The 16,166-nt window shown below is 68.1% G+C and carries 21 protein-coding genes; 8 read left to right on the top strand and 13 right to left on the bottom strand.

All coding sequences use genetic code 11. The features are described 5' to 3' along the window. Positions 1-24: 24 nt before the first annotated feature. The 7 genes from OU998_RS03785 to OU998_RS03755 form a co-directional block, all read right to left on the bottom strand. Positions 25-663 (bottom strand): phosphoribosylanthranilate isomerase, encoded by a 639-nt coding sequence (locus tag OU998_RS03785; RefSeq protein WP_267515515.1) that lies wholly within the window; start codon positions 661-663, stop codon positions 25-27. After that, on the bottom strand, positions 660-1,076 hold the full coding sequence (locus OU998_RS03780; RefSeq protein WP_267515514.1) for a type II toxin-antitoxin system VapC family toxin: 417 nt from the start codon (positions 1,074-1,076) through the stop codon (positions 660-662). Before OU998_RS03780 ends, OU998_RS03785 begins: the two co-directional genes overlap by 4 nt. Then, positions 1,073-1,321 carry a type II toxin-antitoxin system Phd/YefM family antitoxin gene (locus OU998_RS03775; RefSeq protein ID WP_267515513.1) on the bottom strand — a complete coding sequence of 83 codons (249 nt, stop codon included), beginning with the start codon at positions 1,319-1,321 and terminating at the stop codon, positions 1,073-1,075. The genes OU998_RS03780 and OU998_RS03775 overlap by 4 nt, the downstream gene beginning before the upstream one ends. A 115-nt stretch (positions 1,322-1,436) precedes the next feature. Further along, positions 1,437-2,126 carry a pseudouridine synthase gene (locus OU998_RS03770; RefSeq protein ID WP_267516700.1) on the bottom strand — a complete coding sequence of 230 codons (690 nt, stop codon included), beginning with the start codon at positions 2,124-2,126 and terminating at the stop codon, positions 1,437-1,439. Between the two features lie 38 nt (positions 2,127-2,164). Beyond that, positions 2,165-3,076, bottom strand: coding sequence for a class I SAM-dependent methyltransferase (locus tag OU998_RS03765; protein ID WP_267515512.1), 912 nt, complete (start codon positions 3,074-3,076; stop codon positions 2,165-2,167). A gap of 200 nt (positions 3,077-3,276) precedes the next feature. Continuing rightward, the gene (locus OU998_RS03760) at positions 3,277-4,077 is read right to left on the bottom strand and encodes an undecaprenyl-diphosphate phosphatase (protein ID WP_267515511.1); all 801 of its coding nucleotides are present in this window, start codon (positions 4,075-4,077) and stop codon (positions 3,277-3,279) included. A gap of 21 nt (positions 4,078-4,098) precedes the next feature. Beyond that, positions 4,099-5,268, bottom strand: coding sequence for a citrate/2-methylcitrate synthase (locus OU998_RS03755; protein ID WP_267515510.1), 1,170 nt, complete (start codon positions 5,266-5,268; stop codon positions 4,099-4,101). 164 nt (positions 5,269-5,432) lie between these two features. Here OU998_RS03755 and OU998_RS03750 point away from each other — a divergent pair, with 164 nt between their 5' ends. Together OU998_RS03750 and OU998_RS03745 are read left to right on the top strand one after the other, a co-directional pair. After that, a complete protein-coding gene (locus OU998_RS03750; protein ID WP_267515509.1) occupies positions 5,433-6,467 on the top strand; it encodes a cation diffusion facilitator family transporter in 1,035 nt (344 codons plus the stop codon). 43 nt (positions 6,468-6,510) lie between these two features. Further along, positions 6,511-7,197, top strand: a complete 687-nt coding sequence (locus tag OU998_RS03745) for a glutathione S-transferase family protein (protein WP_267516699.1) — start codon at positions 6,511-6,513, stop codon at positions 7,195-7,197. A 12-nt stretch (positions 7,198-7,209) separates the two neighbouring features. On the opposite strand, the gene OU998_RS03740 is transcribed toward OU998_RS03745, so the two are convergent. Then, the gene (locus OU998_RS03740; protein ID WP_267515508.1) at positions 7,210-7,545 is read right to left on the bottom strand and encodes a GIY-YIG nuclease family protein; all 336 of its coding nucleotides are present in this window, start codon (positions 7,543-7,545) and stop codon (positions 7,210-7,212) included. Positions 7,546-7,603: 58 nt separating this feature from the next. Here OU998_RS03740 and OU998_RS03735 point away from each other — a divergent pair, with 58 nt between their 5' ends. Then, entirely contained in the window at positions 7,604-8,143 is a 540-nt protein-coding gene (locus OU998_RS03735) for a DUF2239 family protein (RefSeq protein ID WP_267515507.1), read from the top strand. 194 nt (positions 8,144-8,337) lie between these two features. Beyond that, a complete protein-coding gene (queG, locus tag OU998_RS03730; protein ID WP_267515506.1) occupies positions 8,338-9,453 on the top strand; it encodes a tRNA epoxyqueuosine(34) reductase QueG in 1,116 nt (371 codons plus the stop codon). A gap of 273 nt (positions 9,454-9,726) precedes the next feature. Here the strand turns inward: queG and OU998_RS03725 are convergent, their stop codons facing one another. Both OU998_RS03725 and OU998_RS03720 read right to left on the bottom strand, forming a co-directional pair. Further along, on the bottom strand, positions 9,727-10,245 hold the full coding sequence (locus OU998_RS03725) for an FKBP-type peptidyl-prolyl cis-trans isomerase (RefSeq protein WP_267515505.1): 519 nt from the start codon (positions 10,243-10,245) through the stop codon (positions 9,727-9,729). Continuing rightward, positions 10,226-11,428, bottom strand: a complete 1,203-nt coding sequence (locus tag OU998_RS03720) for a threonine ammonia-lyase (RefSeq protein ID WP_267515504.1) — start codon at positions 11,426-11,428, stop codon at positions 10,226-10,228. The genes OU998_RS03725 and OU998_RS03720 overlap by 20 nt, the downstream gene beginning before the upstream one ends. A 214-nt stretch (positions 11,429-11,642) precedes the next feature. On the opposite strand from OU998_RS03720, the gene OU998_RS03715 reads away from it, so the two are divergent. The 3 genes from OU998_RS03715 to OU998_RS03705 all read left to right on the top strand — a co-directional run bounded on the left by OU998_RS03715 (position 11,643) and on the right by OU998_RS03705 (position 12,975). Then, positions 11,643-12,167 (top strand): hypothetical protein, encoded by a 525-nt coding sequence (locus OU998_RS03715; protein ID WP_267515503.1) that lies wholly within the window; start codon positions 11,643-11,645, stop codon positions 12,165-12,167. Between the two features lie 91 nt (positions 12,168-12,258). Further along, a complete protein-coding gene (locus OU998_RS03710; protein WP_267515502.1) occupies positions 12,259-12,675 on the top strand; it encodes a BA14K family protein in 417 nt (138 codons plus the stop codon). A gap of 102 nt (positions 12,676-12,777) precedes the next feature. Beyond that, positions 12,778-12,975, top strand: coding sequence for a hypothetical protein (locus OU998_RS03705; RefSeq protein ID WP_267515501.1), 198 nt, complete (start codon positions 12,778-12,780; stop codon positions 12,973-12,975). A gap of 1 nt (position 12,976) precedes the next feature. Here OU998_RS03705 and OU998_RS03700 read toward each other — a convergent pair whose 3' ends face one another. The 3 genes from OU998_RS03700 to rplU all read right to left on the bottom strand — a co-directional run bounded on the left by OU998_RS03700 (position 12,977) and on the right by rplU (position 14,621). After that, positions 12,977-13,510, bottom strand: coding sequence for a GNAT family N-acetyltransferase (locus OU998_RS03700; protein ID WP_267515500.1), 534 nt, complete (start codon positions 13,508-13,510; stop codon positions 12,977-12,979). A 167-nt stretch (positions 13,511-13,677) separates the two neighbouring features. After that, on the bottom strand, positions 13,678-13,965 hold the full coding sequence (rpmA, locus tag OU998_RS03695; RefSeq protein ID WP_267515499.1) for a 50S ribosomal protein L27: 288 nt from the start codon (positions 13,963-13,965) through the stop codon (positions 13,678-13,680). 101 nt (positions 13,966-14,066) lie between these two features. Continuing rightward, positions 14,067-14,621, bottom strand: coding sequence for a 50S ribosomal protein L21 (gene rplU / locus OU998_RS03690; protein ID WP_267515498.1), 555 nt, complete (start codon positions 14,619-14,621; stop codon positions 14,067-14,069). Positions 14,622-14,830: 209 nt separating this feature from the next. Here rplU and OU998_RS03685 point away from each other — a divergent pair, with 209 nt between their 5' ends. Then, positions 14,831-16,165, top strand: coding sequence for an SAM-dependent methyltransferase (locus OU998_RS03685; protein WP_267515497.1), 1,335 nt, complete (start codon positions 14,831-14,833; stop codon positions 16,163-16,165). The last annotated feature ends 1 nt before the right edge of the window (position 16,166 follow it).

Genomic DNA, 16,166 nt, shown 5'->3' with positions numbered 1-16,166 from the left:
CTTTCACGCAGGGAGGCGTCGTAATTACGTCCGGCGCGCGTTTTGGATGAAGGCCGCGATCCGGTCGGCGTCCTTAACACCTGGCGCGCTTTCGACGCCAGAGGACACATCCACCATCGGCGCCCCGGTGATCCGCAGCGCCTCGGCCACATTGTCGGGATTCAGCCCGCCCGCCAGGAACCAGTCGTGGCGAAACGCCCGGTCCGCCAACAGGGTCCAGTCGAAACTATGCCCCACCCCGCCGGGCAGGACCGACCCCTCCGGCGGCTTGGCGTCGAACATCAGATGGTCGGCGTGATAGTCCCATTCGTCGGCGGCGGCGAAATCGTCGCCGTGCCGGATCGGCAGGGCCTTGATCACCCCCGCCCCGGTCAAGGCCCGCACGCCTTCCGCCCGCGCCGGCGTCTCTGATCCGTGCAACTGGATGAAATCGGGCTTCAGCGTCCGCGCGATCTCTTCCAGCAAGCCGTCGTCCGGATCGACCGTCACCGCCACGATCTTCGCCCGCCCCCGCGCCCGCTCGAACAGACGCGCCGCCGCCTCGGGCGCCAGATGGCGCGGGCTCTTGGGAAACACCACCGCCCCCACGAAGTCCGCCCCGCCGTCCAGGGCGGCGTCCAGGGTGTCGGCGGTGGTCAGGCCGCAGATCTTGATGGCCGTCATGGCGCGATCACCTTTACCCCATCCCGAAGAGCGGCCTCGGCCAGATCACGATCATAGGTGGCGAGATCGCATTTCAGTCGCTGCACGATGGCCAGGTGCAGGGCGTCCGGCGTCCGCAATCGCGCATGCCGGTGCAGCAGGAAGCGACAGGCCATCACATCCTCGGGCTCGACCTCTCTCACAGCCGCCGCCTGATCCAGCCAGATGTTGAACTTGGTCTCGGCCAGATCGCGTTCGTCGGGATCCAGGCTTCGGCGGCGGACGTGATGCGACATGGCCGACGACACCTCGGCGATCGCCCAATCGGACACGATCGCCCTATCGACAGACGCCATCCAGGCGAGCACGGCCTCGCTCGTCTTCTCTTGCACGAACAAGGGAACGATGACGCTGGCGTCCAGATAGACGCTCACCGACCGCGTTCTTCCTTCATTTCCGCCAGGGCCGCAGCCGTATTCACCGGCCCACGACGCGGCTGGACGCGCACAGATCTCAGCCATTCGATATCGTGCGGCCCATCGGGGCGGATACGCCGCGCCACGATCTTCACCTCGACGTCCGGATCAGGGCGGTCGATGATGACGGGCTCGCCCCGCTCGGCGGCCTCGATCAGACGGGCCAAGTCCGCCTGTGCTTCTGTCACCGAATAGTGGCTCATGGCGCTATCATATCGTCTTCGGGACCGGACCACAAAGGCCTGCTACCCGAGGTAAATAACGCCGTCAGAATTCGCCACATGTCATCGCCGCATGGATCGTCAGCCGCCGCTCGGCTCAGGCGAAGATCGACGCGATCTCCTCCGGCGTCAGCAGCCGCCACTGGCCCGGCGCCAGATCGGCCGGCAGCGTCAGGCCGCCCAGCCGTTCGCGGTGCAGGGTCTCGACATGGTTGCCGGCGGCGGCGAACATACGCCGCACCTGGTGATAGCGGCCCTCCGTCACCGTCAGCAGGGCCTCGGTCGGGGACACCACCTCCAGCACCGCCGGCGCCAGCGGCTTGTCCTCGCCCTCCAGCACCAGTTCGCCCGAGGCGAACAGCGCGCCCTCGGTTCCGACCAGCGGCCGCGCCAGCCCGGCGCGATAGACCTTGCCCACATGGCGTTTGGGCGAAATCACCCGGTGCAACAGGTCGCCGTCATCGGTCAGCAGCAGCAGACCCGTGGTCTGTTTGTCCAGCCGCCCTATGGTCGAGATGGCCGGATCGCGCGCCCGCCAACGTCCCGGCAGGATGTCATAGACCAGCGCCCCTTCTTCCTTGTGCGAACAGGTCATGCCCAGCGGCTTGTTCAGCAGGATGACCAGACCCTGCACCGGGTCCAGCGGCTCGCCGTCGATCTCCATCCGCATCGGCAGGTCACGTGTCACCGGAATCCGCTTCGACACGTCCGTCAGGTCCGCGCCGTCCAGCACGATCCCCCCGGCCTTGGCCATCCGCGCCATCTCGGCCCGCGAGCCGTAGCCCATTGACCCCAGCAGGCGGTCGACGCGGGAGGTGGGGGTCTTCACTTCACCGCCTCGAACAGCTTGTACCCGCCCGCGTCCGCGACCAGCCGCACCCGGTTGAACGCCGCATTCAGCTCGGCCTCATACGGCAGATGCCGGTTGGCCACGATCCAGGCCACACCGCCCTTTTTCAGAAGCTCCGCCGCCTTGCGGATGAACGCCTGGCCCAGCCGGCGATCCTCGGCCCCGCCGTCGTGGAAGGGCGGATTGCTGACGACGAAGTTCAGTTCACCCTCAGCCGCCATCGTCCGCACATCGGCCCATTCGACGTTCGCGCGCGGGTCTTCGACATTCTTCCGCGCCGCCTCGACCGCCCGGCGGTCCAGGTCGATCAGCCACAACGACGTCACCGCCGGCGACCGCAGGGCCACCGTCGCCAGCGCCCCATAGCCGCAACCCAGATCGACGCCCGCCCCCTTCAGCGCCGGCATATGTTGCGCCAGCAGGGCCGAGCCCGCGTCGATCCGGTCCCAGGCGAATATGCCCGGCTGCGACCAGGCCTCCAGCCCCGGCACGATCCGCGCCGCGCCATCGGCTATGGCCGCGTCGATCCCGGCCATCGTCTCGGGCTTGATCACGATACAGCGGCGATGGTGCGCCTTGGCCGTCTCGCCCACCTCGACGCCGAAGCCGGTCAGCTCCTTCTTCAGCCGCGACCCGCCCTTGTCCTTGAGCGCCATCACATCCAGCCGCCCCCCGACCTTCAACGCCCTCAGCGCCAGGGCCAGGGTGTAGCGCCGCTCCAGCACGCCGGGCGGGGCGTAGATCATGATGTCGTCGACCGAACCCTCGGGCACGGTCTCAAGCGCGGTGGAGCCGGGGATCAGGGGCGAGGTCTGGATCGCGGCGCCCGCTCCAGTGCTGGGCGGATCGAAGACGACCGGCGGTCGGCCGTAAAGAAGCGTGGTCATGCCCGCCCCTTAGAGGTTGGGGACGAAAATCGCCAGCCGCTCACGCCTTCCCCATCCCCATGCACCGTCATCCTAGGCCTTGTGCCTAGGATCCATACGCCCGGTGCGTCCGATTTCACTCAGTCTTCAGACCTGCCCCACGACACAGGCTCGTGTTTATGGATCCTAGGCACAAGGCCTAGGATGACGGGCGAAGAGCCTCAGAACCCCGCCTGCAACAGCGCCAGCCCGACCACCCCGACCACGATCCGCCACCAGGCAAAGGGCGCAAACCCGTGCTTGGAGACGAAATCCAGCAGGAACCGCACCACCACCAGGGCCGTCAGGAAGGCCACCAGGAAGCCCACCGCGATCAGGCCGACGTCGCTGAAATCCAGCGTCTTGTGGTTCTTCAGCAGGTCATAGGCCACCGCCGCCCCCATGGTGGGCAGGGCCAGGAAGAAGCTGAACTCGGCCGCCGACCGCTTGTCGGTCTTCAGCAGCAGGCCGCCGGCGATGGTGGCGCCCGAGCGCGACACGCCGGGGATCATGGCCAGGCACTGGAACAGGCCGATCAGGAAATAGATTCGCATCGGATACTGGTTGGCGTCCAGCCACTGGGGCCGCTTGTCCATCCGGTCCAGCGCCAGCAGGATCACCCCGCCGACGATCAGGGCGACGCAGATCACCTGGGGCGTTTCGAACAGCACGGTCTTGATGAAGTCATAGGCCAAAAAGCCGATCACCACGGCCGGGGCGAACGCCAGCAACAGGCCGATCAGGAACCGCCGCGCCTCCGGATCGAACGGCCAGCGCGTCGCCAGGGTCCACAGCCGCTTGAAATAGACGCTGATTATGGCCAGCAGGGCGCCCAGCTGGATGACGATCTCGAACGTCTTGCCCGAGCTCTCGAAGCCCATGAAATGGCCGAGCAGAAGCATGTGCCCTGTCGAGGACACCGGAATGAACTCGGTCAGTCCTTCGACCAGACCGAGAATGATCGCCGCAAGCCAGTCAGACATGTGATCCCCGCAGAGCCGGTGTCAGTGGGAGCCCGGCTCAGGTCCCACATAGCGCAATCTGGCCCGGATAGGCGAGCCGTCCGTGGCCTGATCCACCGCATGGGCCAGCAGACCCGCCAGACGCCCCAGCACCAGCAGGTCGCCCGCCCCCGTCGGCCCCAGGTCCAGCCGCCGCGCGATCAGGGCCAGGGCCAGGGCGAAGCTCGCCCCCTGCCCCCCCGCCGCCTCGCCCTCGGTCCACACCGCCTTCAGATCGGCCGGCAGGTCCGCCGGATCGAGCAGAGCCGCGACGCGCGGATCGACCCGGCCGAACTCGGCCGCCACGCCGAAACCGGGCACGCCGCCCCGCAGCCCGATCCAGCGGCGGGCCGCCCCGTCCGGATCACGCCGCGCCTCGCCGACATAGGCGGTCACCTCGTCCATCTCGGTCAGGGCCCGGCCCGACAGGGTGGTCACCCCGGCCAGCACGGCCCCGGCCAGGGGCGCGCCGCCGCCGGCCGCCGCCCGCGCCGCCAGAACCGCCTCGTCCAGACCGCACTCCGCGCCCAGGACCAGGGCCCGACGAAGCAGATGGCTGTCGCGCTCGGCCGTCTTGAACCCGCGCGCCAGACGTTGATGCAGATACAGGCGCGGCCCTGGCCCGGACACGCTGTCCACCACCTCGCTCAGCAGCGAGGCCGCCTCGCGCTTCAGACTGGCCGCGTCATGCGCCCGCGACGACCGGTCCTCGATGGCGCGCCGGCCCAGCACGGCCAGCACCCGCCTCTGGGTCGCGCCGCCGACGATCGGGTCGATCCGGGGTTTCAGTTCGGCGAAGGGATCAGCCTCGCGCGCGTCCCACAGGGTTCGCGCCGCCGCCTCCGCCGTGGCGGCTTCGGACATCTGGACCGCGTCCAGACCGCGATAGAACAGCCGTCCATCCACGATCAGGGACACCGACGACTGGATGTCCGCCTCGCCCCGCGCCGCCGCGCCCATCAGCGGCGCGCGCACTTCGGCCGCCTCGGCATCCCCGCCCTCGCCGCACATCCGCGCGACGTCGGACACGGCGTACAGGCTGCGTCGGGGATCAGTCGGGTCCGGCCGCGCCGCGATCCGGCCCCGGCTGACATAGGCGTACAGGGTCTGGGCCTTCACCCCCAGTCGGGTCAGGGCCTCGCTTCTCGCGATCCAACGTTCGTCAGCGCTCATGTCGTCTCCACGACCGATGCCACAAGTAGAGAACGGAAACCGACATAGCGCCGTTTCGTGTCCTTAACGCTAACGTTCCGCTTGATCCAGTTGGGGCGCTCGATTTGCCGCTCTGGCGTTCCCCCGGTTGGCTTTCCGCCCTGATTGCGCGACAAGGGCGCCTGATGACGACGCCGCCCGCCCCTCCGCCCGCGCCCACGCCGATCGAGGACGCCCATCTGGCGACCCGGCGCATCACGCGGCTGTCGGTCGGGGTCGCCGTGGCGCTGATCGCGCTCAAGGCCTTCGCTCTGGGCGCTTCGGGTTCGGTCTCCATCCTGGCCAGCCTGACGGACTCGGTGCTGGATCTGGTCGCGTCTCTGGCCGCCTTCTACGCCGTCCGCTGGGCCGCCGCCCCCCCGGACGAAGACCACCGCTACGGCCATGGCAAGGGCGAGGCCCTGGCCGCCCTGGTCCAGGCCGGTCTGGTCTTCGCCTCAGCCGTCTTCATCGGCTGGGAGGGGCTTCATCGCATCTTCGACCCACGCCCTGTCACCTCGGGCGGCTGGGCGACCGGGGTGATCATCGTCTCCATCGCCCTCACCGCCTGGCTGGTCTGGATGCAGACCCGGGCGCTGAAGAAGACCGGGTCCATGACCGTCGCCGGCGACCGCGCCCACTACGCCGCCGATCTGGCGGCCAATCTGGTGGTGCTGATCGGGGTGATCTCGGGCGCCTTCCTGAAAGCGCCAGGCCTGGACGCCGCCGCCGGCCTAGTGGTCGCCGTCTGGCTGTTCTGGGGCGCGACCGGCATGTTGAAGGCCGCCGCCGATCACCTGCTGGACCGCGCCGTGCCCGAGGCCGACCGCAGCGCCGTCACCCACGCCGTCCTGGCCGACCCCCGTATCTCGGGCGTTCATCAGTTGCGCACCCGCATGGTCGGATCGGTGATGATGGTCCAGATGCACGTCGATCTGGATCCGGACCTGACGCTGGACGCCGCCCACGCCATCGTCGTCGAGGCCGAGAACCGCATCCTCAGCCATTTTCCCAGCGCCGACATCCTGATCCACGCCGACCCGCGCGGCGTTCGTCCCCAGATCTCGGCCCAGATCGCGGCCCAGATCGCAGCCCCGACACCGGGTTCGACGCCCGATACGACATCGTCAGCCCCCGCCTCATCCGCCGCTCAGCCCGGGCGAAAGGGCCCCTGGTCCTGATCCGGTAAACGGACATTAACGGATGTCGGCGCATGAAGCGGTGATGTCCGAATCCAGCGTCCTGTTCCATTTCGCCTTCCAGCCCGCCTCGCGCGCCGCGCGTCTGGCCCTGGGCGAGGCGCGGATCGAATGGACCGACACCCCGGTTCGTCCGTGGGAGGACGACTGCCCCGTCAACGATCTGAACCCCTCGGGCCTGCCGCCCGTGGTCCAGACCACCGACCGCGGCCGCCCCCTGACCCTGTGCGAGCTTCCCGCCGTCCTGGGCTGGATCGAGGACCAGCAGAAAGCCCCCCTCCTGCTGCCCGCCGACGCCGCCGAACGGGCCGAGGCGCGCCGCCTCACCGGCTGGTTCGAACGCCGTTTCACCGACGAGGTCGACGCCGTCCTGCTGCACGAGCGGATGGAGAAACCCCTGCTCAAGCTCGGCCCGCCCGAGGCCCGCGCCCTGCGCCACGGCCGCGACGCCCTGAAATCCCACCTCGCCATGCTGGAAGAGCTTGTCGCCGCCCGCGACTGGCTGGCCGGCCGCCGCCTCAGCCAAGCCGACCTGATCGCCGCCGCCCACCTGTCGGTCCTCGACTATTTCGGCGAGATCCAGTGGGCCAACTGGCCCGCGCTGAAGACCTGGTACTCCAAGCTCAAATCCCGCCCCTGCTTCCGCCCCCTGCTAGCCGACCGCTTCGTCGGCGTGCCCCCGTCGGCCTGGTACGCGGATCTGGATTTCTAAGGGAAAAGCTCCCTAAAGCGCCTCCGCACCCAATCGCGCGATCCACAGCTTCGCCCGAGTGACCAGCTCATCCTTGCGCCGCAGGTCGGAAATATCCTCCGGCAGGCGGTCCAACTGCTCGAACCGGAAATCCTCGGGCGCATGCGCCTTCCAGGCCGCCTGAAGCGACCGGTACGGGCTGCCGCCGTGCCGCAGCGCGAACCACATCCCGTTCTGTTCGGTGTCGATGTGGCGGCTCTTGCCCACCCAGACCTGGCCCGTCGCGTTGCAGATCACGGCATAGACCCCGGCGATGGTCGGCCGCTCCTTGTATTCGGCGATCAGGCTCTTGCGGCTTGTCTGGGTCATGGCGCTCTCTTATTTATCCGGGTATAAACATGACAGCTAATTTTATCCGGGTAAATACATGAACGACGAAGATCGCGATCTGGTTCTGTTCGACGGCCCCCGCCGCATCGCCAAAGGTTCGGACGCCGCTGTGGTCGCCGCCTTCCGCAAGGCCCTGGCGGCCTCACCTCAAGCCGCGCTGCGCGTGTTCGATCTGGCGACCGGTCGGCCGGTCGACCTGGACCTCCGCGAGACAGAACCCGCTCCCGCTCCCAAGCGCGGCCGTCCGCGCCTGGGCGTCGCGGCGCGAGAGGTCACCCTGCTGCCTCGCCACTGGGACTGGTTGGCCGCCCAGCCGGGCGGCGCCTCGGCCACCCTGCGACGTCTGGTGGACCAGGCCCGCAAGACCGGCGCGGACGACGACGCCCGCCGCCGTCGCACCGACGCCGCCTATGGCTTCATGGTCGAAATGGCCGGCGACGCCCCCGATTTCGAAGAGGCCAGCCGCGCCCTGTTCGCCGCAGACCGCGACCGGCTCGCCGCCCTGATCGCGCCGTGGCCCACGGACATCCAGGGCCAGATTCTGGACTTGTTCGACGGCGCCGCATCGACCGAGTGACCGCTCCAGACCCTCTCCCGCTTGCGGGAGAGGTGGCCCGTCGTCCGCGCAGCGGGCCAGGGTCGGAGAGGGGAGTCTTGCTCAAAAGAAAACTTCCCCCATCGTCAGGCGTGTCGCTTCGCGCCACGGCCTGACACTTCCCCCGCAAGCGGGGGAAGGTCTTCCTCGCCCGATTTCGTGCTATCCCCCGCCTCGTGCCCGACCGCCTGAAAACCTTCATCCGCCAGCGCGCGACCGAGCTCGGCTTCGACGTCTGCCGCTTCGCCTCGGCCGCCGAGGCCTGGCCGGCGGGCGAGCGGCTGCGCCATTTCGTGGACGAGGGCCGGCATGGCGACATGGAATGGATGGAAACGACGCTGGACCGCCGCCAGCACCCCACCGCCATGTGGGACGAGGCGAAGACCGCCATCGTCCTGGGCATGAACTACGGCCCAGACGACAATCCGCTGGACCAGCTGGCCGACCGTTCCGCCGCCTATATCTCGGTCTATGCGCGGGGCGACGACTATCATGAGGTCATCAAGGGCCGGCTGAAACAGCTGGCGGGTCAGATCGCGGCCCGCAACGGCGCCGACATCAAGGTCTTCGTCGACACCGCCCCTCTGATGGAAAAGCCCCTGGCCCAGCGCGCCGGCCTGGGCTGGCAGGGCAAACACACCAATCTGCTCAGCCGCACCCACGGCAACTGGCTGTTCCTGGGCACGATCCTGACCGCCGCCGAGATCGAACCGGACGCGGCCGAGACCGAACACTGCGGCCGCTGCACCGCCTGTCTCGACGCCTGCCCGACGAACGCCTTCCCCGCCCCGTTCCAGCTCGACGCCCGGCGCTGCCTCTCCTACCTGACCATCGAATTCGCCGGGCCTTGGCCGGTCGAGTTCCGCACCCTGACCGGATCGCGCATCTATGGCTGCGACGACTGTCTGGCCGTCTGTCCCTGGAACAAGTTCGCCCAGGAAGCCCGCGAGATCCGGCTGGCGCCCCGCCCCGCCTTCCAAAGCCCGCGCCTGGCCGACCTGCTGGCGCTCGACGACGCCGCCTTCCGCGCCCTGTTCACCAAGAGCCCGGTCAAGCGGATCGGCCGCGACCGGTTCCTGAGGAACGTCCTCTATGCGGTCGGCAATTCCAACGACCCGACCCTGATCACCCCGACCCAGGCCCTGCTGGCCGACCCCGCCCCCCTGGTGCGCGGCGCCGCCGTCTGGGCCCTGTCGCGCCTGATGGCTCCGGCCGATTTCGCCGCCCTGGCCCAGGCCGCGAACGAAACCGACGCCCAGGTTTTGCGCGAATGGCAGGGCTTGCGCGCCTAATTTATGAACGAAAGAGACGCGTTTTCAGAGACTTGGAATTCGGTTCGCGCTTTTATCTCGCCTAGGTCCAGGCCGGGATATAATCCGGTCCGGTCTTTGACATCGTCCTCAGCGTTTCAGCCTGCGCCTGACACAAATGGCGCCTTTGGCGCCCTTGGCACGCAATTTTACAGTGCCAACCTCGTCTCCGTGGTTGCCGACAATCTGCGGCGCTTTTCCTCTTTCGTCATGTCTGGGCGCCTCCCCACACAGCAGGAAGGAGACGCCCTTCACTCACCCCATACCGGTCCCGACGCCCGATCCGCCGCCCGGCACCGGCGCCACATCCAGCAGCTTCAGCCGGAAGATCAGCACGGCGTTAGGCGGAATATCGCTGCCCCCGCCGACCTCGCCGTAACCCAGGGCCGGCGGCACGAACAGGATCCACTCGTCGCCGACGCGCATCTTCTGCAAGGCCTCGGTCCAGCCGGGCACCACTTCCTCGGGCGTGAACACCGCCGGCGCCCCGCGCGCGAACGAGCTGTCGAACACGGTATTATCGACCAGCTTGCCCTCGTAATCGACCTTGACCAGATCGTTGCGGTCCGGGCTGACGCCGCCGGCCGCACCCGACTGAACCACCTGGTACTGAAGCCCGCTCGGCAGGGTCACGACGTCCTCCGCCTTGGCGTTCTTCTCCAGGAAGGCGGCCGCTTCGGCCTTGCCCGCATTCGGATCGACCGGTTCCGACCGGCCGCAGCCCGCCAGCAAGAAGGCCGCGACCAGCGCCGCCCTACCCCATCCGAAGTTCATAGCCGCGTTCCTTCAAGGCCTCGCCGATCTCGTCAGCGTGGGCGCTATCGCGCGTTTCGACCATGATGTCGAACTCGGCGCCCTTGGCCGGCACGTCCAGGGCCAGACGGTTGTGGACCACGTCGATGATATTGCCGCCCAGGCCTCCGATCACCGCCGCCATGGCCGACAACATGCCCGGCCGGTCGTCGCCCAGGATGCGATAGACGATCAGTCTCCGTTCACGGACCATCTCGCGGTTCAGCACCACCGCCAGCATCCGCGCATCGATATTGCCGCCGCACAGCTCCAGTCCGACCTTCATCCCCTTGAACCGTTCGGGGTAGGCCAGCAGGGCCGCCAGGCCGCCGGCGCCCGCCCCCTCCGACACCGTCTTCTCATAGGTGACGTAATGGGCCACCGCCCGTTCGAAGTCCGCCTCCTCGCAGACGAAGACCTCGTCCACCAGCGGATCGGCCAGGGCGAAGGGGATCTCGCCCACCGCCTTGATGGCGATGCCCTCGGCGATGGTCTGGCCGGTGCAGACCGGCGGCTTGCCGGCGCGGCGCGCCGTAAAGGACGGGTATCGCGCCGCCTCGACCCCGAACACCTTGATGTCCGGCTTCATCGCCTTGGCCGCGATGGCGCAGCCCGCGATCAGACCGCCCCCGCCGATGGGAATGATCAGGGCCTCCAGGTCCGGCGCGTCCTCCAGGAACTCGATGGCGCAGACCCCCTGGCCCGCCACGATGCCTTCGTCGTCAAAGGCCGAGACGAAGATGAAGCCCTTCTCCGCCTCCAGCCGCTTGGCCTCCTCGGTCGAGCCGGTGAAGTCCAGCCCCTCGATCACCACGGTCGCCCCGTGCGACCGGGTGCCGTTGATCTTGGCGAAGGGCGTCCCCTCCGGCATGACGATGGTGACCGGCACCCCCAGCCGCCCGCCGTGATAGGCCAGGGCCTGGGCATGGTTCCCGGCGCTGGCCGCCACCACGCCCCGTTTCCGCTCCTCCGGGCTCAGCATCAGCAGCCGGTTCAGCGCCCCGCGTTCCTTGAAACTGCCGGTGAAGTGCAGATTGTCGAACTTGACCCAGACCTCGGCCCCGGTCAGCTGCGACAGCTTGCGCGAGTAGCGGGTCGGAGTGCGATCGACCTGACCGGCGATTCGGCCTCGGGCCGCCTCGATATCGGCGAAGGTGACGGTCATGGGCGCACTCCAGTACAGGCGGCCGGGCGGCGCGCCCGACGAATTCTCCCGCCTCTTTCGCGCTTTGTCGGTTCCTGGTCCAGAGGGTGCAACCTTGACCGTGGAACAGGCGTTGTCGCTCGTGCGATAGAGGGCCGTCGCACCCCCGCGACCGGTCCACGATCACTCCGGCCCCCGCCTCCCCCAGGGCGGACCGGATTTCCGGAGGAAGCCCATGTCGATCCGTCCCCTCGCCCCCCGCGCCGTTCTCGCCGCCGCCCTGGCCGCCGCCGCCCTGTCGGCCTGCGCCCCGACCACCTTCCCGACGGGAACCCCCGTCGGCGGCCCCGCCGCCTTCAACACGGCGGACTTCGCCTGGTCGGAACGCTCGGGCCAGGCCGCCATCGAAGGCCGCATCGCCTATATGCAGGACGGCAAGACCTACGGCTGCGTCGCCTCCGCCGGCCTGACGCCCGACACCCCCTATACCCGCGCCCGCTTCCGCACCCTGTATGGCTCCACTGATCGCGCCGCCGTCCCCGCCGCCGTTGTCCGCGCCCGCACCGTGCCGGACGCCAACGCCAACTACAGCGGCTTCGTCCGTTCCGTGCCCTGCGAGAACGGTCGCTTCCGCTTCAGCGGCCTGCCCGACGGCGGCTGGTTCCTGATCGTCCCGGTCCGCACCGGCGACGAAGCCCCCCTGGTGCTGATGCGGCGCGTTGATACCCGGGGCGGCCGCGTCGTCAATGTGACGCTCTAGTTCGGTAAGCCTGTCCCATATGCGTCTCCAGTAAGCGTCTTCAGTAAGCGTTCCCATCCGCCCCGGCCCTCGGCCGCCCTGGGGATCCCTCATGAGACTCGCCCTGATCGCCGCCGTCGCCACGGCCCTGTCCTCCGCCCCGGCCGTGGCCCAGACTTGGCATGAGCCCCCGACCCGCTACGACTTCCACGGTCAGGCCGACCGACCGGGCGACTATCGCTGCGACGCCTATTGGGACGCCGGCCGCACAGACTGCGGCGCCGCCTGGCGGGACCAGAGGCCGGCCCATCCGCGCCGCTACCGAGTCTCCGGCTATGGGTCCGGCCCCAGCGTCTATCCCGGCGCCTACGGCCGGCCAGACCTGGTCTATCCCGGCGGCGGCTCGACCTATGGCCATGGCGACCGCGATGTGCGGCGCATGGATTGGTGCCGCAGCGCCTACCGCTCCTACGATCCCGCCAGCGGCTATTACCGGACCTATGACGGGCGGTTCGTCTTCTGCGGCTGACCCCGCTCACGAAGATGCGACCCCGGTAACGCGGATCGCCATCTTCTGACCACTCCGACCCCGGACAGATCCCCGCTCACGAGACAGTCGGGGAGCGCCTTCTTGTCCCAGCACAACATCATCGGGTCCGAGGCCTTTACCCGAGGCCCCATGATCCTGATCCGCAAATACCGCGCCGGCGGCGCGCGGCGCCGTCGCGCCCGCACGGCGACGGCCTTCGTCGCCGGGGCCGCAGCCATGCTGATCGCCAGCGTCCTGGGCGCCGCCGCCGTCTTCGGCCCTGGTCTGGCCGCCGGCTAGATCAGGCCAGCCAGACCATCATCCGCGTGTCGGCCTCGGCCCGCCGCGCCCGGCTCCACGACCGACGCGTCTCGCCGGTGTAGAGAAAGCCGGCCTTCTCCAGCACCCGGCCCGACGCCGGATTGTCGGCGAAATGCCCCGCCACCAGGGCCCGCCGCTTCCACTTGCGACTGGCCCAGACCAATGCGGCGTCCAGGGCCTCGGTGGCGAAGCCCCGCCCCCAATACTCCCGCCCGATCCAGTAGCCGGCTTCAGGCACGCGATCCTCGCCCTCGAACAGGCCGATGACCCCGACCGGTCCCGCCGCCTCGTGCTCGATGATGAAGGTATTGGCCCGCGCCGGATCCTGGGACGCGACCTGCAACACGAAGTCGTCGGCGTCCTGGACGCGGAACGGATGCGGCATCCGCTTGGTCATCCGCGCAATGTCCAGATCATTGGCCAGGGCCGCGATCCGGGGCGCGTCCTGCGGCGCAGGCGCGCGCAGCACCAGACGCCGCGTCTCGACGACGGGGGAGGTTTCTATGACGCACATGAGCGATCGCCTCTCTCAGTGACCGCCTCCTTGGAGGGCTCGGACGGTCTTCGAGGCGGGGAAACGCAAACGGGGAGCCTGGTGATCCAGACTCCCCGCGGAATATCTTCCCTGGTCCGGATCGGCTGCTTGGAGGAGCAACGCGATCCGGAGATTTCCAGACTGCGTTACTCGGCGGCGAGCGCCTGAGCGGCGTCGTCATTCGCCGCCAGGATCGACACGTAACAACGGCCGCCGGCTTTCTTGGTGAATTTCACCGCGCCGTGGGTCAGGGCGAACAGGGTGTGGTCGCGGCCCATGCCGATGTTCTCACCCGGGTGGAAGGTGGTGCCGCGTTGGCGCACGATGATGTTGCCGGCCAGCACGCGCTCGCCGCCATACTTCTTCACGCCCAGGCGCTTCGACTCGGAGTCGCGACCGTTACGCGACGAACCACCGGATTTCTTGTGAGCCATCTTGCCGCTCCGTCTTTCCTGAGTGTCCTACCGGCCTTTCGGCCTACTTGAGGACGTCTCTCTTTTAACTGGTCTGGCGCTGTGAGGCGCCGGTGAATGTCTTAGGCTTCGTCGCCGGCGGCTTCAGCCTTGGGCGCAGCCTTCTTCTTGGCCGGGGCCTTCTTGGCGGGAGCCGAGCTCTCGACCACGACGCCCTTGATCTCGGCACCGTCCACGTCGGTCACGACCGTCTCGGTCGAACCCAGAGCAGACGTCGCGCCGCGGGTGGCCAGATTGCGGGCCCGCAGGTTGATCTCGGCCTTGGTCGTCAGATCGACCTTGCCGTCCCACTTGGCGGTCTCGCCGGCGCCTTCGATGCCGGTGATGCGCAGGACCGATTCCATCTGGCGATGGCCGTTCGTACGGCGATAGCCCTGACGACGGGTCTTCTTGAAGATCTTGATCTTCTCACCCTTGCGGGTTTCGACCAGGGTCGCGCCGACGAAGGCGCCGTCGATCAGGGGAGCGCCCAGGGTCACGCCCTTGTCGCCGCCCAGCATCAGGACGCTGTCGAACTTCAGCTCCGAGCCGGCGTCGCCATCGAGCTTTTCGACGACAATCGTATCGCCCGGTTGGACCCGGTACTGCTTGCCGCCGGTCTTGATCACCGCGTACATGTTGAAGCCTCAGCGCAAACGCAAAAATGAAGACGCCCTCCGGAGAGACCCCCGGGGGCGAAGAGCGGCGACATATACGGAAGGGCGTCTCGGAGTCAACGCTGCACACGGCGGAAATTCAGGCGTCGCAGCATTTCGCCCCATCATCTAGCGCCGCTCGACCAATCCGGTAAGGTCGCGCCCTGCATGAAATTCGGGGACAAGATCACATGACCACCGTCGCTAAGGGCGGCCAGGATTCGCGCACGGCCGCCGCGCGTCGGATCGTTGCGCATATTGCGGGACATCTGCAGGCCGATCTGTCGTTGCAGCTCTGGACCGGCGAAATCCTTCCTCTGGGCCCCGACGCCCGCGACGACATCCGCATCGTGCTGTCCTCTCCCTCCGCCGTACGCCGGCTGGTGCTGAAGCCCGGCCTCATGACCCTGTTTGAGCTCTACGCGACGGGCGACATACGCATCGAGGGCGGCTCGCCCCTGGAAGCCGCCGATCGCTGGAACCACGGCCGCGCGGTCCACCTGCCGCGCCGGGTCGATAAATGGCTGATCGCGCGCGCGTTGATCCCATTCCTTTTGGCGGGCCGGGCCCGCACCGTCGGCGACGCCGCCTATGACCCCACCGGCGAGGCCGGCCAGCGTAAGGACAAGTCCGCCCGCACGGACAAGGACTTCATCGCCTTCCACTATGATGTCGGCAACGACTTCTACGGCCTCTTCCTGGACCCGGAGATGGTCTATTCCAGCGCCTGTTACGCCGACGCAGACCAGTCGCTGGAGGACGCCCAGACCCGCAAGCTGGACCTGATCTGCAGGAAGCTCCGCCTCAAACCCGGTCAAACCCTGCTCGACATAGGCTGCGGCTGGGGCGGTCTGTCGTGCTGGGCGGCCAGGCACTATGGCGTCAAGGTCCACGGCGTGACCCTGTCGGAAGAACAGCTCGCCTTCGCCAACGCCAAGATCGCCCGCCTCGGCCTGCAAGACCGGATCACCCTGGAGCTCAAGGACTATCGCGACCTGGAGATGACCGGACAGTTCGACGCCGTCAGCCAGGTGGAGATGTTCGAACACGTCGGCTTCGCCAACCACGACCGCCATTTCCTGGAAATGCATCGCCTGCTGAAGCCCGGAGGCCTGTATTTCCACCAGGCCTCAGTCCGGCGCGGCGGCCGCGATATCGGCAACATCACCCCCCAGACGACCGCAACGCGCACAATCGGCCGCTTCATCTTCCCGGGCGGAGAGCTGGACACCATCGGCATGACCGTGACCAACCTCGGCCGTCTGGGTTTCGAGGTGTTGGACGTCGAGAACCTGCGCGAACATTTCCAGGCCACCACCGCAGAGTGGTCCCGCCGGCTGATGGCCCGCAGGGACGAGGCCATAGCCATGGTTGGAGAAGAGCGCACCCGCCTATGGCTGATCTTCTTCGCCATGTGCGCCAAGGGGTTCGAACGCGGCTCCATCCTCGTCTACCAGACGGTGGCCCAGAAGCGACGCGCCGGTAAGTCGGGATTGCCGCTGAACCGAGCCTCCCTCTATCCCTAAA

The sequence above is a fragment of the Brevundimonas sp. SL130 genome, from assembly GCF_026625805.1.
Classification (GTDB): Bacteria; Pseudomonadota; Alphaproteobacteria; order Caulobacterales; family Caulobacteraceae; genus Brevundimonas.
Note: the sequence above shows the minus strand (reverse complement) of the source record. Positions and strands in the feature narration are given on the sequence as shown.

Excerpts from the sequence above, each read along its gene's own strand:
- OU998_RS03785 (WP_267515515.1), bottom strand. The coding sequence starts at position 663 with ATGACGGCCATCAAGATCTGCGGCCTGACCACCGCCGACACCCTGGAC.
- OU998_RS03775 (WP_267515513.1), bottom strand. The coding sequence starts at position 1,321 with ATGAGCCACTATTCGGTGACAGAAGCACAGGCGGACTTGGCCCGTCTG.
- OU998_RS03770 (WP_267516700.1), bottom strand. The coding sequence starts at position 2,126 with ATGGGCTACGGCTCGCGGGCCGAGATGGCGCGGATGGCCAAGGCCGGG.
- OU998_RS03765 (WP_267515512.1), bottom strand. The coding sequence starts at position 3,076 with ATGACCACGCTTCTTTACGGCCGACCGCCGGTCGTCTTCGATCCGCCC.
- OU998_RS03760 (WP_267515511.1), bottom strand. The coding sequence starts at position 4,077 with ATGTCTGACTGGCTTGCGGCGATCATTCTCGGTCTGGTCGAAGGACTG.
- OU998_RS03755 (WP_267515510.1), bottom strand. The coding sequence starts at position 5,268 with ATGAGCGCTGACGAACGTTGGATCGCGAGAAGCGAGGCCCTGACCCGA.
- OU998_RS03750 (WP_267515509.1), top strand. The coding sequence starts at position 5,433 with ATGACGACGCCGCCCGCCCCTCCGCCCGCGCCCACGCCGATCGAGGAC.
- OU998_RS03745 (WP_267516699.1), top strand. The coding sequence starts at position 6,511 with ATGTCCGAATCCAGCGTCCTGTTCCATTTCGCCTTCCAGCCCGCCTCG.
- OU998_RS03740 (WP_267515508.1), bottom strand. The coding sequence starts at position 7,545 with ATGACCCAGACAAGCCGCAAGAGCCTGATCGCCGAATACAAGGAGCGG.
- OU998_RS03735 (WP_267515507.1), top strand. The coding sequence starts at position 7,604 with ATGAACGACGAAGATCGCGATCTGGTTCTGTTCGACGGCCCCCGCCGC.
- OU998_RS03725 (WP_267515505.1), bottom strand. The coding sequence starts at position 10,245 with ATGAACTTCGGATGGGGTAGGGCGGCGCTGGTCGCGGCCTTCTTGCTG.
- OU998_RS03720 (WP_267515504.1), bottom strand. The coding sequence starts at position 11,428 with ATGACCGTCACCTTCGCCGATATCGAGGCGGCCCGAGGCCGAATCGCC.
- OU998_RS03715 (WP_267515503.1), top strand. The coding sequence starts at position 11,643 with ATGTCGATCCGTCCCCTCGCCCCCCGCGCCGTTCTCGCCGCCGCCCTG.
- OU998_RS03710 (WP_267515502.1), top strand. The coding sequence starts at position 12,259 with ATGAGACTCGCCCTGATCGCCGCCGTCGCCACGGCCCTGTCCTCCGCC.
- OU998_RS03700 (WP_267515500.1), bottom strand. The coding sequence starts at position 13,510 with ATGTGCGTCATAGAAACCTCCCCCGTCGTCGAGACGCGGCGTCTGGTG.
- rpmA (WP_267515499.1), bottom strand. The coding sequence starts at position 13,965 with ATGGCTCACAAGAAATCCGGTGGTTCGTCGCGTAACGGTCGCGACTCC.
- rplU (WP_267515498.1), bottom strand. The coding sequence starts at position 14,621 with ATGTACGCGGTGATCAAGACCGGCGGCAAGCAGTACCGGGTCCAACCG.
- OU998_RS03685 (WP_267515497.1), top strand. The coding sequence starts at position 14,831 with ATGACCACCGTCGCTAAGGGCGGCCAGGATTCGCGCACGGCCGCCGCG.